The sequence below is a fragment of the Methylobacterium sp. CM6257 genome (genome assembly GCF_054611515.1).
Genome location: NZ_CM137735.1, coordinates 5,094,809 through 5,108,505, shown reverse-complemented (window position 1 = coordinate 5,108,505; position 13,697 = coordinate 5,094,809). Strand labels below are relative to the sequence as shown.

Sequence of the window (13,697 nt, the reverse complement as noted above, 5' to 3'; positions counted from 1 at the left end):
GGACAGAAGGCGGCACCGAGGTGAGGCGGCGATCATCCGGGCGACGGCCCGGAACCATCGTATCCGCCAGCTTGAGATTTCAGCGAACGTCGCTGCCCTCAAGGCCCTGTTACGTCCCTGCCAGCCGAGCCGATCTTGAGCGATACAGCGTCCGCCAATCCGCTTCAGGAAGCCGTCAACGCCTTGCTGACGAAGGGGCACACGGTCGAGTCAAGCGGCTGATCCCGAGCTCTACGCGCTAAGCGCCTCCACTATGCCCTGACGAGCGTGGTGCGTCCTGCAAGAGAACGTACACTCGGCAAAAAACAGGAGGAAACGATGGCCTACAAAATCACATTCTGGCACCGCAAGCGCCCAGTCTATGCGAAGGCTTGGCCCTGCGACCTAGAAGCGGCTACTAAGTACGCGAAAGCGCAGCTCCCGATCCAACACACGCAGCACCGGGCATCGTCCGTGAGCGTGACCTGCGAGCGGACTGGGGAAGTAGTTTTTAGCCTCGCTGAGCAGCCAGAACTGACAAACGCTTAAGCTGCGGTCCGGGCTGCAGCCTTTCGTTACGTCCCTGGCCACGTACGAGAAATCCCTGCGTGCCGCGTCCCGGACCATTACCAGAATCCATTGGGGAGCTGGTCGCGACGCAAAAAGCCCCGCCGAGCACAGAGCCGGGCGGGGCTGATTCAGTTGCTGTGCCGCAATCGCGGTGAGGCGATTACGCAGCCATCTTCGTCACGGCCTGGAGGTTCTCGTTACTGACGAGAAGCGCACCACCGGCCACGGGGGCGCTGCTCTCCGGACTCAGGCGGTCAGCCACGAAGGGGACCAGGGCGACGTTGGCGGCAACGGCGGCGACGAGAGCGGAAACGAGCAGGGCGGTCATTGCGAGCGGTCCGTGTGGCGTTGCGTTGCACCAAATATAGCAGCGCACAACGCTTGTTGGTATACCAAGTGCCATATGCCAGATCTGCGATCAGTGCATAGTTCGAACGATCTCGGAACTCAGACAGGCGTCGAACGCATTATGATGCCTGACCTACCGTTCGCATGTGTTATCCTGCTGCTATGCCGAAGCGCGTCTCGCATCCCTACACGATCCACATCCAGACCCGCAGGTGGATGAAAGGGCGTTTCTGCTGGGCGATCCGACAAGGCGGTCGCATCGTCCGGGAAGGTTCGGCCACGTATCCGGGCTTCGAGGATGCTCGCATCGCCGGAAAAGAGGTTCTCGATCGGATGGTCACGGCGTGGTCGCACGAAGTAGGGTTGATGCAGCCTGGCAGCTGATCGTGCCGGTTTGGGCGGTGTCAAAGCCATGGCCGTGTTCCCGGATACGGCACTGAGACCGACTATCTCGCGTTATGATCATGGCCCGATGTAGAGGTCATGCGATGCACGTCCTACCCTTCTTCACGGTTCGCGCGCTCATATTCTCGCCTGACGGTAAGATGCGTCTTGAACGGCCGGAAGAAATCTACGAAACACCAGCTGAAGCTCGAGCCGTTTGCAATGCGATTCTAGCCGCGCATCGAGCCAATTCGATCTGCTCGGTTGTACAGGTCCACAATACCTTTGGTGGTCGGGTAGACGTCTGCGACGATTACTGACAGACGGGTGCGCCAGCGGTGACGCATGACCTAGGGGCGTTCGGCTTGTAGCGGCGCAGAAATCGGCTCTACGTCCTCACACGAGGGAACGTAGGCGCACCAGCCGCAATGCCCCTTCTCGGCCGCCTGAGGGGCGTTCCACTGTGAACAGGTCGGGCAGATCTTCACGACGATGGGGGGCCGTGGACGTATGCCAGTCCGCGACCGCGGAACGTGACCTTTCCTTGAGGGAGGTCATCCGGCATCGGTAGTTCCTACGTAGTCATGCAGGCCAATCCAGATTGGCCGCTGATGTTTCCGCCCGGCTTGCACTGAGCCAGTCCGCGCGTGCCAGGGCCGGACCTGCCGCCCGTGAAGTGGTGCGCTCTCCAGTAATCGCCGCTACGCGTCAATTGGCCATGTAAGCTGCCAACCCGGTTAGCCCACGCAGGTGGGATCGATCATCTTCATTGCTTCTTGAGCCCAGCCCTGCGGCCAACATTTCGAGCCGGATCTGGAGTATGCCGATGCTCTTCTGGGACAGGTCGGCCGGAAGCAGAATGGTCACGTCCCCCTCATCGAGCCGTATGGTCTGTCGGATCGCTGGAGCGTAGGCCATCTGACCCTCCGTCAGGAGTATTGGTTACTCTGTATGGAGGCTAAGATTTCACGAACCGTGGGCCTCGGCGGTGCTCCGGCGCACGCACTTGAAAACTAGTTATCGTCCGGCGGGCACGAAAAAACCCGGCGCGGCGAACCGAGCGGGCGGCCTTGCCAACGGTTAACAGATGGTTAAGCTCCTGCGTAGTTCAACTACGGGGGAGCGCTCATGATCCGGATACTGCCGACGCACGATGGCACCTGGACTGTCTATCGGGGCGCCCTCGCAATCATCACCGGCCTGACCCGGTTACAGGCGGAGCGGTATGAGGCGAGCATCGCGCGCCAGCGCTGAGCTACATTCCGGAGCGCCGCGGCGGAGCGGCCTAATCCGGGCCGCCCTATCCTGCTGACATGACCGAGCTCGACATCAGTCTACCTCTCCGCATCCGCCGCTTGAATGACGAGTGCATCGTCGTCGAGGACGCGGCTGGCACGAGGCTTTCGTGCACGCATTTCGGCACGGATGAGACCCGGCGCCGATCGCGCGGCAGCATGGCACCCGACCAGGCTGTAGCTATCGCCCCGGGTGATCGCGCGCTCAATCACGGCGCATGTTGAGGGTAGCAGCCGGCCGGAAGTGAGTTGCGAGGCCGAGGGCTGATCAAAGAGAGCCCGTCGCGACTGCCCGGGCTATTGCATCGGGTTCATCCATGTTAAGGCGATTGTACCGCCGACAACGTGCTCGGGCGTTGGCGGCCGAGAGACATGCGCTCCCGCCCCTACATCGGCGCGGTCATGTCCAAATCGCCACCATTCTTTGATCCCAAAGATCCTGCGGTCTGGCTTCCGGGCTATCGGGCAATTGTCTACGCGGAAGGGCGCGGAGATGCTGTCGTGTTCAGCTTGTGTGCGGTCGACGACGCCAGTGCCCTGAAAGCGGCGCGCGAGATAGCGGGTACTCTCGCTTTCGAGGTTTGGGATGGGCTTTACATGCTCCGTCGCCAGGACATGACCCGTCGGGACGAGCCCGCGGCATAGTGATCTGCGCCCCACATGATCCTATCACTGCTCGGTCCGGAAGGACTGGGCCGTGATTGCGTGCCAGTCCTGCGGCAAGGCGCTTGAGGCGATGGCGAGGATATGCCCGAGCTGCGGTGCTCTGACCGGCGTAGGAACGCCACCGAGTGACGAGCCGAGGGCCACTGGCTGGAACGGCTACACCAGCCTCTATATTTTCGCTGGCATATTTATCCTGCTGATCGACTGGTTTCTGACCTAGCCGCGTTCCCGACCATGGCACTGAGGCCCAATCTACTACGTTCCTGTAGAGCCCAGGAGGCCATCAGATGCGCACGTCTACGCCTACGCCTGACCTTGCTGCTTTCCTGGCCGTCATGGGCTTTCTCGCCGTCGTGGTGACCGTCGCTCACGTCTAGTCATTGGACTGTCCTGAGTTCGGTCGAGTAACGCCTACATCGCTCTGTCGTCTTTCTCTGGTAGCTACCAGCGCGCACCCGATCCGCGAGGCGAGCCATGCCCCTGGCGGTCCGGTGCTTGCTCCTCATCCCCTAGACACCCTCACCCGGTCGCGGTCACCGCCATGCGCTTGCAGATGTTCGCTCGGATACGCCGATGGGTGAGTAGGCCTAAGCCCGTGCGCCTTGCTCACGTCTTGGAGGCCGTGGCAGCCCTACGCGTCTACGGGATCGTCGCGACGCCGTGTGGGGATGATTTTCAGCACTGGCAGATGGGCGACTTCACGATGACCGAAGCCGAAGTGATCGACTTTGCCGTGAGCAGGGGCCTGATCGCCGACCGTTAGGCGAACTACCAAGCCTGACAACCGCTCGCGATTGTCGAGAACCGGCCGCTCTCACATGAGTTAACCCAGACCTAGACAAAAAAGGACCGCCCACGAAGGAGCGGCCCGAAGTCTAGGGAGGAAACGCCCACGAGGGGCTGCGGTGCTGCACGCCATGCTGCACCGCACTGCGAAAACTGCTGGCCGGCAACCTGGTTCCCGGCCGGCTTCTGCATGAGCTGATCCGGCTACGGGCTTCTCCATGCCGCGCGACGTCCTGGAGCTGATGCGCGCCCTCTACTGCCGGATCGCCACGCACGAGGCCCTGGCGGACCGGGGCGCGCAAGGCCGAGACCTTCGAGCGAGACGGGTGCTACGGGGAGGCCGAGCTTTTACGGAGCCTCGCACGGAGTCACCGGATCCGCGCGATGGAAGTTCGCGCTCACATCGGACTGCTCGAGTTGGGGTTCGGTCTCGGGCGAGGCTGACCGGCCGACGCGCTAGATCGGCGCCATAAGCGTCAGCACTGTCGTTGCTACAACCATCAGGGCGCCGGTCGAGAATACAGAAATCGCGAGCTTCTCCATGGCCTTTCCTCCTGGCAACATCGATTGCCCAGCCTGGGAGTAAGCTCTCATGAACCATGGGCGCCGACGATGCTCCGGCACACGAGTCCGAACGCTCTTTATCGTCAGCCGGGGTGGAGGAAGCCCACTATGGAATTTCGCCGCCGGCCCTAATTTCCGGGTGAGACCGGCTTAGTTTTCAGCCGACGTGCCGAATTCCGCGTGTTATCGTGAGCCCTGGCGGTGGAGGCACTCCGATGATCCGATCTGCAATCGCACTCGTGCTCATCGCTACCCCGGTGATCGCAGCTCCCGCGCATAGGCAGCCCACGCCAGCCACGGTGCAGCAGCCGGGCGCCGATCCGGCCCATCCCGCCAGCGCGGATGAGAAGGCCCAAGCCGCCCAAGCCGCTCAGAACGAGCGGGTTCGGAGCAAGCTGCAAAACGACATGGACGCGCGGATGAAGGCGATGGACGCGCGGACGAACCGGAGCATCGGGAGCATCTGCCACGGCTGCTGAGCGGCAAGCTCCACACCATGCTCGCGCTTGAGGTCCCGGCAGTGCATCGACGTGCTGTCTCAGGCCAAGCCGCGGGGTCCGCTCTATAAGGCGGTTGGGCAGATCGTGGATGCGATCGACGGCGTGGCTGAGGTGGTGACCGGCGACCGCAAGCGCTTCCATCAGGTGAGCCCACGGACAGCGAGACCGGACCTACCGTCCGTGAAGTGGCGAACCGTCGAGTAGCGCGCCGCCCGCACGTGGGGCGGCTTGAGCGCCGTGAACAAACTCGCACCCTAGGTTGTTCGTAAGCGCTGTCTGGGCGGCACCTTCCGGCAAGCGGTGTGAAGGCGACATACGGAGCGGAATGGGAGCTCCGTCACATGTCGATGCCAGGGCGTATGGCTATGTCGGAGCCGATCCGGCGCCTGGAGCTGTTTACCGGGGCCGGCCGGCGGCGGACGTGGTCGGATGAGGAAAAGGCCGCCATCGTCGCCGAGAGTGATGGGCCGGGCACCTCGATCAGCGCGGTGGCACGCCGACACGGACTGAGCGCCTCGCAGCTGTTCACGTGGCGGCGCTTGGCGCGTCAGGCTGGGAGGCACGACGACCGCACAGTACGGTTCGTGCCGGCCGTCCTGAGTGTGGGCCCGCAGGAGCCGGTGTCTGCGCAGACGGGCTCCGGGCTGCGTGAGCAACGCGGCTGTCACGGCATCGAAGTTGAGATCGCAGGCGCCACGGTCCGCATCGCTCAGGGCGCGAGCGCGGCTCAGATCGCCGCGGTGATCCGGGCGCTGAAGGCTCCCCTATGATCGGGCCCTCCGGCGCGGTGCGCGTGATGCTGGCCACACGGCCGGTGGACTTCCGCAAGGGCATGGACGGGCTGGCCGCTCTGGTGCGCGACGCGATGGGCGCGGATCCGTTCTCCGGCACGGTCTACGTGTTCCGGTCAAAACGCGCCGACCGGGTGAAGCTCCTGGTCTGGGATGGAAGCGGGCTGGTCCTCGCGACCAAGCGTTTGGAGGCTGGCCAGTTCTGTTGGCCGAAGATCGAGGACGGCGTGGTTCGGCTGAGCGCGGCGCAGCTCGCGGCGCTCGTCGAAGGCTTGGACTGGAAGCGCGTCCATGCGGCTCGTGCCGTGGGCGTGCCGGCGGTTGCCGGCTGAGCAAAAAGACTGGCGGACAGGCTTAATCGCGGTAGTAAGTCACTGGCGGATCTGCTCTCATCCGCTTCGTGGCCGCGCCTGCTTCGCCCTCGTCCGACGATCCCGAGACGCTCAAGGCGCTGCTCGCCGAGGAGCGCGCCGAGAACGAGCGGCTGCGCCAGATCATCCTGGCCATGCAGCGCCACCGCTTCGGCCGCCGCGCCGAGAGCCTGCCGGAGGATCAGCTCCTGCTCGGGCTGGAGGAGGCCGAGCAGGTCGAGGCCGCGGGCTTTGCCGCCGAGGAAACGGAGCCCGCCAAGGAGGCCCAGAGGGTCAAGCGGCGCACGAACCGTGGGGCACTGCCCGCCCACCTGCCGCGGGTCGAGTGCGTGGTCGACGTCGACAGCCTCGCCTGCCCGTGCTGCGCGGGTGCCCTGCACCGGATCGGTGAGGATGTATCCGAGCGCCTCGACGTGGTGCCGACGCAGTTCCGGGTGCTGGTGATCCGCCGCCCGCGCTACGCCTGCCGCGCCTGCGGGGACGCGGTCGTGCAGGCCCCGGCACCGGCGCGGCTGATCGAGGGCGGCCTGCCGACCGACGCTCTCGTCGCGCAGGTGCTCGTCTCCAAATACGCCGACCACCTGCCGCTGTATCGACAGGCGCAGATCTTCGCCCGCCAGGGCGTCAGCCTCGACCGCTCGACGCTGGCCGACTGGGTCGGGCGCGCCGCCTTCCTGCTCCGGCCCGTGCACGAGCGGCTCCTGGAGACGCTCAAGCGCTCGGGCAAGCTGTTTGCCGACGAGACCACGGCACCGGTGCTCGATCCGGGCCGCGGCCGCACCAAGACCGGCCAGCTCTGGGCGTATGCGCGCGACGACCGGCCCTGGGGCGGGACCGATCCGCCCGGCGTCGCCTACGTCTACGCCCCCGACCGCAAGGCTGGACGACCGATCGCGCATCTCTGCGGGTTTGCAGGCGTGCTCCAGGTCGACGGCTACGCGGCCTACGAGAGCTTGGCCAAGGGCGGCGCGGTGCGGCTGGCCTACTGCTGGAGCCATGTGCGTCGGCAATTCTATGATCTCGCCGCCGCCTCACCGATCGCGACGGAGGCGCTGTCGCGCATCGCCGCGCTCTACCGGATCGAGGCCGAGATCCGCGGGCGCTCGGCCGAGGAGCGACGGGCGGCCCGGCAGGAACGAAGCCGGCCCGTGGTCGAGGCGCTGGAGGCGTGGCTGCGGGAGAAGCTCGGCCTCCTGAGCCGCAAGAGCAACTTGGCGGATGCGATCCGCTACGCCCTGAGCCGCTGGGCGGGGCTGAGCCTGTTCCTCGACGACGGGCGTGTGGAGATCGACTCCAACACCGTCGAGCGCGCAATCCGGCCTCTGACCTTGAATCGGAAGAATGCCCTATTTGCTGGTTCGGACGGCGGGGGCGAGCACTGGGCGGTGATCGCCTCGTTGGTCGAGACCTGCAAGCTCATCGAAGTCGAGCCGCAGGCCTACCTGGCCGACGTCATCACCCGCATCGTCGACGGCCATCCGCAGCGGCGCCTCGACGAGCTTCTGCCCTGGGCCTACCCGAGCACACCCACGCTCCAAGCGGTCGCCTGAGAACGCTGCAGCCCAGGCGCGTCAGTCGGGCCGCGTGAACAGGGTCCGAAACAGCGCCTCGGATTGGCGCAGTCCCTCGTCGGTCAGCACCACCGACTTGGCGCGTCCGACCGGATCGGCGATGAGCCCCTTGGCGTGGAGACGGCCAAGCACGGCCCAGTCGAAGCCCTTCCAGGCCCGACGCCCGTCGTGGAGCGTCAGCCACAGAAGGGCGAGCACCGCCTCGTCGATGCGCTCCTCGTCGACCGCCATCCGAGCAGATTAGCACGCCGCGCTCAGACCGGGCGTGGTCCCAGCCGATCGGTTACGGTTGTTCATCATATTGATGGCTGCAGTGGGCGCGTACCTTTCCTGTCATGGCCACCAAACCCGTCCCCACCGTCGGCGATCTGCGCAGGGCCGCAGAGATCACCGACCAGGAGATCGACGCTGCTGTCGAAGCCTACCTTACGAGTCCGAAGGCTGAGCCGTTCCGCTTCGCTTCCGGCTAGGTGATTGACGTGGAGACCGCAGTCCAGGCGCACCAGCCGGCCAAAGCGGCCGCGAGGGATCCAGATCGTTCGGCGAAGTTCAAGCGGACGATGGTCCGGACCGCGACCCTGCTGGCGCATCCGGTGAAGTGATGACGGTGGCGGATCCCGCAAACAGCAACGTCGAGCCCTGGACGGCCGAAGCTCGGTACATGATGGACCGCCTCGAAGGGTTCGCGCGCGGCCTCGGTCTTGATGAGGCAGCGACGCGTCAGATTATCAAGAAAGCCCTTGCCGACATGCCGATCCGCACGGTCCAAGAGCGCTAGACGGAAGCGCGCGCTCGGATGGTCATGGCGACGGCGTAGTGCATGCCCCTCACCTGGCGCCGTTGACCCATAAAAAGCCCGCTGCGGCGAACCGGGCGGGCTAAGTTCGACTATGCCGTTAGCCCTTCCTACCTTGCTTGTAGCTCTTGATCGCGGCTTGGCAACCCGGCGACAGTTTCGACATATTTTTCTCAAAGCACGCCTGCACCTCAGGACTGTCTTCAGGCGGCAGATCGGCACAAACGGCCGTAAAGTCACCCGCACATTGCTGCTGAAGGACCGCTTTCTGCTCGGGTGTCATACTGACCGCAGAAGCCGCGGTTGCTGCCGCTCCGGTAAGTGCAAAAGCCGCCACAAGGCGAACCAGCTTGTTCATGATCACCCTCAGTGCAGATTATCCGATCAGTCTGTGAACGGGCCACATAAGGCGGAGGTTGCAGCGGCCGACGAGCGCGGGGTCTGGCGGGACTTCCCGGCGGTTCGGCACGAGCTGGGGCACTTGCCGACAAGAAAGCCCGCCGCGGCGAACCGGGCAGGCTGAAGTGGATACATGCCTGTTGAATCAACCGGGCCAGCGGACGGGCGGTTCCTGGATGGGCGCCGTTGATCGCTAAATCGGAGCCGTCGCTGTAAGAACAACCGTGGCCGTAACCACTGACGCGACGGTCATGAGCAGAGAAACTGCTATGCTTTCCATGACGAGTCCTCCTGGCGATGTTGGATTGGTCGCTTGGAGGAATCTTCCGTAAATTCGCGGGCGCAACAGTGATCTAGATCAAGTGTATTAATACGGCTTAGCTATCAGCTAAACCGTATTGAGATACAGAGCTCAGCGGGAGTATTCTTTGGTTTGGTACGACTGCAGACGGGAACAGGACGAATGCCGACGAGGACGCGCGGATCGCCGATCCTGCGCGCGGCCTGTCCCACATCACGGGTGTAGTCGGCCAATCGCCAGGTAGCGATCCGCTCGTGTCCCTGGCTTGCGCCGTGTCCGCGGAGGCTGACCGCGTAGGCCTCGAACCCCGCTTCCGCGAAGTAGGGCAGGATGTTTTCATCCCAGATCCATGCCCCGACCGAGATGCCGTGCACGAACAGCAGCCGCTGCGGATACCGTGCGGTGCGCGGCTTCCGGTCGATGATCTCAAGGTCAGGGCTTCCAACCCGAGACGTAATCATGCTCAACAAACTGTCTGGTTCACGAGGGCAGAATGTAAGGCACCAACGTAGGCGCCTGCAGATTGCGCCTGCGCCTGCGGGTCCAGCTCCGCAGTTTCGACGGGATCTGCCGCATGGTTGAGAGCCGGGCGGGGATCGCGGCCGTGCCGGCTTCCGCGGCGAAGCGCCTGCGACGGATTATGGCGATCCGGATCATCCCTCTTGAGGATGCCTGGGCGCTGCGGCGCCTCACTATCTGCGTGCGTTACCTCGCGGAGCTTCCGACTCATGCGGCGCGACTGGCCGAGCACCTTCGCCAAACGTGAGTGCGACCCAGATGAAGCCGGCGTTCCTGCAATTGCTGGGGCTTCTGTCCGCGCGCACTCTACTGTTCGCGGGTCGATAAACTAACCAGTCTTAGGGCACGCACCCGTCCCACGCCGGCATCGTCACGGCTCCCCTTATGTGTGGCCGCCATATGAACGACAGCGAACGCCCCACGAGCGGCGAACACGTGCCGCCCTTTCGGTAAGATCGTCCTTATTCTACGCTGCAAGGGGCGGACCGTGCCCCATCAGCCCGGCTTTGCGGTCCGGCGCCTGTGAGTAGCCAATCAGTGATGATGTCAATCTGATCGCGTTCAAGGAGCGCGGGTGCATGCCCGCAGCTGGGGATCTCCACCCGCTGCGCACATGGCCCGCGGCGGGTCATCAAGTCGGCCGTGCCGGGTTGCAGTAGGTCGGAGTGTTCCCCGCGCAGTAGCAGGGTGCGACAGCTGATCGCGTCCCAGTAGTTCCAGAGATTGACGTTGTAGATCCGCCCCGGCCGAAACGCCTCACCGATCCCGGCGTCGAAATGCGGACGCCAACCTCCTGTAGGATCCGCGATGAAACTGTGCCGAGCGAGATGCTCCCAGTGCTCATCCGTCAGAGATCCGAATGACTTATACGCCTCCCGCAGGTACCGCTCCGCTCCTGCGAAGCTTGAGTGGCTACGTGGAGCTGACCGGACGTGATCTCCGATCCTGCGTAACGCCGCCCAGGGCAGAAAGGGGCCGATGTCGTTGATGACGAGGCTGCGGATGGGTGAGCTCGGCTTTCCGGCCAGTAAGATGCCGATCAGTCCACCGAGGGAGGTGCCAACCCAATCGACCATGTCGACGCCGAGATGGGCGATCAGCACCGTCATGTCGATGAGGTACTGGGGAAGGGCGTAGTCGTCAGGATCCTTTAGGCGGCCACTCCGGCCACGTCCGACGAGATCTGGGCAGACCACACGCCATCCTGCCCGGGCCAGCACCTGCGCCAAAGCGTCGAAGTCACGGCCCTGTCGCGTCAGACCATGGACGCAGATCGCGACCTGCTTCGAGTCGCGGGGGCCCCAATCCGTGTAAGCGACAGGGTGGAAATCTCCGCGGGAGACGCTGTGGAAGTGGCCAATCCGCATGTCTGGATGGGCACCATCCTGAACAGCCCCAGGTCCAATGCGAGCTGTCCTTAGCTTGACTTCCCGTTGTGCTTCGATGGGCGGAGTAGGCTTGCAACGCCCGGTGAATGGGAAACCACCACCGATGAAGTCGATCTCAGGCTGCAAAATCTCAAGGTCCACAGTAGGGGCAAGCAATCATGCGGCGTGCACGGCGCATTGTATAACGGCAGTGAGCTAGGTCGGTTGCGACCGATGCCCAGATGAGGAGCGGCTTCGGTTCAGAAGCCGCTCTCGTTGCCCTCAGCCGCCCAGCCCGCCGACGCAGATGTACTTGGCGCTCAGGTAGTCCCTCGATGCCCTGGTAGGAGCCCTCGCGGCCCACGCCCGACTCCTTAACGCCGCCCAAGGGTGCCACTTCCGTCGTGATGATGCCCTCGTTGACGCCGACCATGCCGTCTTCCAGCGCCTCGGCGACCCGGAAGGTCCGGCCGAGATCCCGCGTGCAGAAATAGCAGGCTAGGCGGAACGCGGTATCGTTGGCCATGCGGATAGCCTCGGCCTCGTCCGGACCCGCGGCTCAGCGGCGTCTCCAGCGCCTTGCGAGCAACTGACGCTAGCGCGTCACGCATCTTGGGCACGGACTTCCGACACGGTCGGCATCCAGCCGAGCGTATCTGGCTTCGCCTGGGAGACTAAAAGCTCCGGGGGGCGCTCGGAAGACTTCCGTCCGCGCAAATCGACAGTGGCGATGCGAGAACGCCGCCGGGAAACGAACGGCGACGTTCATCCGCACATTGGCCTGCCTCGGACATCGCCGCGGCTAAGGTTGGATCTCCAGGGCGCAGGCCTTGTCGCCTACTTCGCGGCTTGGATGTTCGGCGGCCCGAGATGCTGGAGGAAATCCGGTTTGCCGAGGCTCACCCCAGCCCCACGCAGGATCGCGTAGGCGGTGATGACGTGGAAGAAGAAGTTCGGAAGCGCGAAACCGGTGAGATAGACCTGCCCCGTGAAGCGATAGCCCATGCCGTTCGGGAATTTCAGCTCGACCTCGCGCTCCGCGCCCAAGGCCAACGAAGCCGGGCCGACGCTTTCGGCGAAGGCAATCGTCCTTGCACACCGCTCCTTCAGCTCGGCGAAACTACCCTCGACATCCGCCATCGTGGGCGCCTCGATCCCAGCGAGCCGCGCCACCGCGTTCTTCGCGCTGTCGGATGCCATCTGATACTGGGCAGGCAAGGCACGCATGTCGGGAGCAAGACGGCTGAGGAGCAACTCGGCCTCGGGCTTTTCTGATGCCGCCTTGTCGAGCCAACCGCTCATGTTGCGAAGCGCGTTGACAAAGATCGGAACGCTGACGTCGTAGATGCTGATGCTCATCCCCCATGCCTATGGCACCTCTCCTCCTGAAGGCAATGAGGAGGCGCATTCAGGGATAGTGCCTCTACAGGCCTGTCCCGGTCGCAAACCCAGATCGAGCGGGTGTCGCCGAGACCATCAAACTGACCCCGGCTTTCCCGGCTCGGCCAAGAATCCATTTCCCGACCGCTGACGCAATGTCCGGTTACGAGCATCCAACTTGTTAGGTGATCCGCCCGGATTGGGTGCAAAGCTGCCAGCCGAAAGGAGCGGAAGACCCCTGATCCTGGAGCCTTGGGCGGCTAGTTCACGACACGCAGAGTAGACGGGGCAGGCGCGCGCCTGCGCGCTCGGCCACCTCTATCAGGGGTGCTGAGAAGCGGCCGAGCACAATCTCCTTGATCTCCAGTGGGCCGACCTCATAGCCGAGAGCCGTGCGGGCTATGGCACGCGCTGCCATCTCGATCAGCACGACATGCGGGTCCCGGGGGCACCGCTTCCACTACGTGGGCGTCGAGCATGTGGTTCTCGACGATGCTGATTGAAATCCAGGAAAAGACGGGCACTGCGGGGTCTCAGCGACGAGGAGCTCACTTCGGGGCTCTTGCAGTGCTGCCAAAGCCCTGCTGAAATATGCGTGTGAAAGCTTCTTGTAACTGCTCAGGGGTCTGCGGGACGAGAGACATCCAGCTCTTCATCACTGCCTCCGGCGAGAAGCGGTCCATTTCGGCTAACATCCGTCGTTCCAACTCCGCCATAACTGCAGCCTGCATAGGCTGAACGTCCGGCAAACCGAGGAATGTCCGTACTTCCTCAGGCGTGCAGTCAATGTCCACCGTGACCTTCATGTGGCACGTCACCTTCAGACCGAGCGGCAATAAAACACTATAGCAGTAGGTATGCTGGCAAATCAGCGAGCGCCAGACTGCGCCTGTGATCGGCGGCGCAAGGCACAATCACCTACTTTCGTTTTATGTCCGCGCTGTTGCTCCATGCTCTTAGAATTGGCGCAGCGACAACGTCATACCACCACCAGACGCCTGCGAAACCTGGCCAAATGAGTGGAGAAGGAGGCTGGCTACTCGCCTTGCTGATATCTGCCAACGGCACAGGGGTTATTTTTTGCTCCTCAACCACGGGGGGCCGACCATG

Annotated in this window: 17 protein-coding genes and 2 pseudogenes; 9 read left to right on the top strand and 10 right to left on the bottom strand. The window is 63.8% G+C overall.

Annotated features, from left to right (window positions below):
* Nucleotides 1–709: 709 nt before the first annotated feature.
* Complete coding sequence (locus ACYCO6_RS24850) at nucleotides 710–877, bottom strand: hypothetical protein (protein ID WP_459764283.1); 168 nt, start codon at nucleotides 875–877, stop codon at nucleotides 710–712.
* Nucleotides 878–1,989: 1,112 nt separating this feature from the next.
* Nucleotides 1,990–2,199: a hypothetical protein gene (locus ACYCO6_RS24845; protein ID WP_459764281.1), complete on the bottom strand. Its 210-nt coding sequence runs from the start codon at nucleotides 2,197–2,199 to the stop codon at nucleotides 1,990–1,992.
* Between the two features lie 210 nt (nucleotides 2,200–2,409).
* Here ACYCO6_RS24845 and ACYCO6_RS24840 point away from each other — a divergent pair, with 210 nt between their 5' ends.
* From ACYCO6_RS24840 to tnpC, 6 genes are all read left to right on the top strand, one after another.
* Entirely contained in the window at nucleotides 2,410–2,535 is a 126-nt protein-coding gene (locus tag ACYCO6_RS24840; protein ID WP_459764279.1) for a hypothetical protein, read from the top strand.
* Nucleotides 2,536–3,819: 1,284 nt separating this feature from the next.
* Nucleotides 3,820–4,005: a hypothetical protein gene (locus tag ACYCO6_RS24835; RefSeq protein WP_459764277.1), complete on the top strand. Its 186-nt coding sequence runs from the start codon at nucleotides 3,820–3,822 to the stop codon at nucleotides 4,003–4,005.
* An 802-nt stretch (nucleotides 4,006–4,807) separates the two neighbouring features.
* Entirely contained in the window at nucleotides 4,808–5,071 is a 264-nt protein-coding gene (locus tag ACYCO6_RS24830) for a hypothetical protein (protein ID WP_459764275.1), read from the top strand.
* A gap of 386 nt (nucleotides 5,072–5,457) precedes the next feature.
* Complete coding sequence (gene tnpA, locus ACYCO6_RS24825) at nucleotides 5,458–5,862, top strand: IS66-like element accessory protein TnpA (RefSeq protein ID WP_459764273.1); 405 nt, start codon at nucleotides 5,458–5,460, stop codon at nucleotides 5,860–5,862.
* Nucleotides 5,859–6,215, top strand: coding sequence for an IS66 family insertion sequence element accessory protein TnpB (gene tnpB, locus ACYCO6_RS24820; protein WP_042671684.1), 357 nt, complete (start codon nucleotides 5,859–5,861; stop codon nucleotides 6,213–6,215). The genes tnpA and tnpB overlap by 4 nt, the downstream gene beginning before the upstream one ends.
* A 68-nt stretch (nucleotides 6,216–6,283) precedes the next feature.
* Nucleotides 6,284–7,804: an IS66 family transposase gene (gene tnpC / locus ACYCO6_RS24815; RefSeq protein ID WP_459764270.1), complete on the top strand. Its 1,521-nt coding sequence runs from the start codon at nucleotides 6,284–6,286 to the stop codon at nucleotides 7,802–7,804.
* A 21-nt stretch (nucleotides 7,805–7,825) separates the two neighbouring features.
* Here the strand turns inward: tnpC and ACYCO6_RS24810 are convergent, their stop codons facing one another.
* Nucleotides 7,826–8,056: a DUF6429 family protein gene (locus ACYCO6_RS24810; RefSeq protein ID WP_331327277.1), complete on the bottom strand. Its 231-nt coding sequence runs from the start codon at nucleotides 8,054–8,056 to the stop codon at nucleotides 7,826–7,828.
* A 104-nt stretch (nucleotides 8,057–8,160) separates the two neighbouring features.
* Between ACYCO6_RS24810 and ACYCO6_RS24805 the strand changes: the two genes are divergently transcribed.
* Together ACYCO6_RS24805 and ACYCO6_RS24800 are read left to right on the top strand one after the other, a co-directional pair.
* Nucleotides 8,161–8,295 (top strand): hypothetical protein, encoded by a 135-nt coding sequence (locus ACYCO6_RS24805; protein ID WP_459764268.1) that lies wholly within the window; start codon nucleotides 8,161–8,163, stop codon nucleotides 8,293–8,295.
* Nucleotides 8,296–8,426: 131 nt separating this feature from the next.
* A complete protein-coding gene (locus tag ACYCO6_RS24800; protein WP_459764266.1) occupies nucleotides 8,427–8,603 on the top strand; it encodes a hypothetical protein in 177 nt (58 codons plus the stop codon).
* A 118-nt stretch (nucleotides 8,604–8,721) separates the two neighbouring features.
* On the opposite strand, the gene ACYCO6_RS24795 is transcribed toward ACYCO6_RS24800, so the two are convergent.
* Complete coding sequence (locus ACYCO6_RS24795) at nucleotides 8,722–8,979, bottom strand: hypothetical protein (RefSeq protein ID WP_459764264.1); 258 nt, start codon at nucleotides 8,977–8,979, stop codon at nucleotides 8,722–8,724.
* Between the two features lie 425 nt (nucleotides 8,980–9,404).
* Nucleotides 9,405–9,782: an alpha/beta hydrolase gene (locus ACYCO6_RS24790; RefSeq protein WP_459773716.1), complete on the bottom strand. Its 378-nt coding sequence runs from the start codon at nucleotides 9,780–9,782 to the stop codon at nucleotides 9,405–9,407.
* 65 nt (nucleotides 9,783–9,847) lie between these two features.
* On the opposite strand from ACYCO6_RS24790, the pseudogene ACYCO6_RS24785 reads away from it, so the two are divergent.
* A pseudogene (locus ACYCO6_RS24785) lies at nucleotides 9,848–10,087 on the top strand (LysR substrate-binding domain-containing protein); the annotation flags it as partial.
* A gap of 214 nt (nucleotides 10,088–10,301) precedes the next feature.
* On the opposite strand, the gene ACYCO6_RS24780 reads toward ACYCO6_RS24785, so the two are convergent.
* The 5 genes and pseudogenes from ACYCO6_RS24780 to ACYCO6_RS24760 form a co-directional block, all read right to left on the bottom strand.
* A complete protein-coding gene (locus ACYCO6_RS24780) occupies nucleotides 10,302–11,207 on the bottom strand; it encodes an alpha/beta fold hydrolase (RefSeq protein ID WP_459764262.1) in 906 nt (301 codons plus the stop codon).
* Nucleotides 11,208–11,489: 282 nt separating this feature from the next.
* A pseudogene (locus tag ACYCO6_RS24775) lies at nucleotides 11,490–11,754 on the bottom strand (aldehyde dehydrogenase family protein); the annotation flags it as partial.
* A 290-nt stretch (nucleotides 11,755–12,044) separates the two neighbouring features.
* Nucleotides 12,045–12,566: a DUF1993 domain-containing protein gene (locus tag ACYCO6_RS24770; RefSeq protein WP_459764260.1), complete on the bottom strand. Its 522-nt coding sequence runs from the start codon at nucleotides 12,564–12,566 to the stop codon at nucleotides 12,045–12,047.
* Nucleotides 12,567–12,852: 286 nt separating this feature from the next.
* On the bottom strand, nucleotides 12,853–13,017 hold the full coding sequence (locus ACYCO6_RS24765; RefSeq protein ID WP_459764258.1) for a hypothetical protein: 165 nt from the start codon (nucleotides 13,015–13,017) through the stop codon (nucleotides 12,853–12,855).
* 118 nt (nucleotides 13,018–13,135) lie between these two features.
* Entirely contained in the window at nucleotides 13,136–13,393 is a 258-nt protein-coding gene (locus ACYCO6_RS24760; protein ID WP_459764256.1) for a DUF6489 family protein, read from the bottom strand.
* Between the last annotated feature and the right edge of the window lie 304 nt (nucleotides 13,394–13,697).

What these genes read in the sequence shown, in the direction of transcription:
- ACYCO6_RS24850 (WP_459764283.1), bottom strand. Translation starts at nt 877, where the DNA reads ATGACCGCCCTGCTCGTTTCCGCTCTCGTCGCCGCCGTTGCCGCCAAC.
- ACYCO6_RS24845 (WP_459764281.1), bottom strand. Translation starts at nt 2,199, where the DNA reads ATGGCCTACGCTCCAGCGATCCGACAGACCATACGGCTCGATGAGGGG.
- ACYCO6_RS24840 (WP_459764279.1), top strand. Translation starts at nt 2,410, where the DNA reads ATGATCCGGATACTGCCGACGCACGATGGCACCTGGACTGTCTATCGG.
- ACYCO6_RS24830 (WP_459764275.1), top strand. Translation starts at nt 4,808, where the DNA reads ATGATCCGATCTGCAATCGCACTCGTGCTCATCGCTACCCCGGTGATC.
- tnpA (WP_459764273.1), top strand. Translation starts at nt 5,458, where the DNA reads ATGTCGGAGCCGATCCGGCGCCTGGAGCTGTTTACCGGGGCCGGCCGG.
- tnpB (WP_042671684.1), top strand. Translation starts at nt 5,859, where the DNA reads ATGATCGGGCCCTCCGGCGCGGTGCGCGTGATGCTGGCCACACGGCCG.
- ACYCO6_RS24810 (WP_331327277.1), bottom strand. Translation starts at nt 8,056, where the DNA reads ATGGCGGTCGACGAGGAGCGCATCGACGAGGCGGTGCTCGCCCTTCTG.
- ACYCO6_RS24805 (WP_459764268.1), top strand. Translation starts at nt 8,161, where the DNA reads ATGGCCACCAAACCCGTCCCCACCGTCGGCGATCTGCGCAGGGCCGCA.
- ACYCO6_RS24800 (WP_459764266.1), top strand. Translation starts at nt 8,427, where the DNA reads ATGACGGTGGCGGATCCCGCAAACAGCAACGTCGAGCCCTGGACGGCC.
- ACYCO6_RS24795 (WP_459764264.1), bottom strand. Translation starts at nt 8,979, where the DNA reads ATGAACAAGCTGGTTCGCCTTGTGGCGGCTTTTGCACTTACCGGAGCG.
- ACYCO6_RS24790 (WP_459773716.1), bottom strand. Translation starts at nt 9,782, where the DNA reads ATGATTACGTCTCGGGTTGGAAGCCCTGACCTTGAGATCATCGACCGG.
- ACYCO6_RS24780 (WP_459764262.1), bottom strand. Translation starts at nt 11,207, where the DNA reads ATGCGGATTGGCCACTTCCACAGCGTCTCCCGCGGAGATTTCCACCCT.
- ACYCO6_RS24770 (WP_459764260.1), bottom strand. Translation starts at nt 12,566, where the DNA reads ATGAGCATCAGCATCTACGACGTCAGCGTTCCGATCTTTGTCAACGCG.
- ACYCO6_RS24760 (WP_459764256.1), bottom strand. Translation starts at nt 13,393, where the DNA reads ATGAAGGTCACGGTGGACATTGACTGCACGCCTGAGGAAGTACGGACA.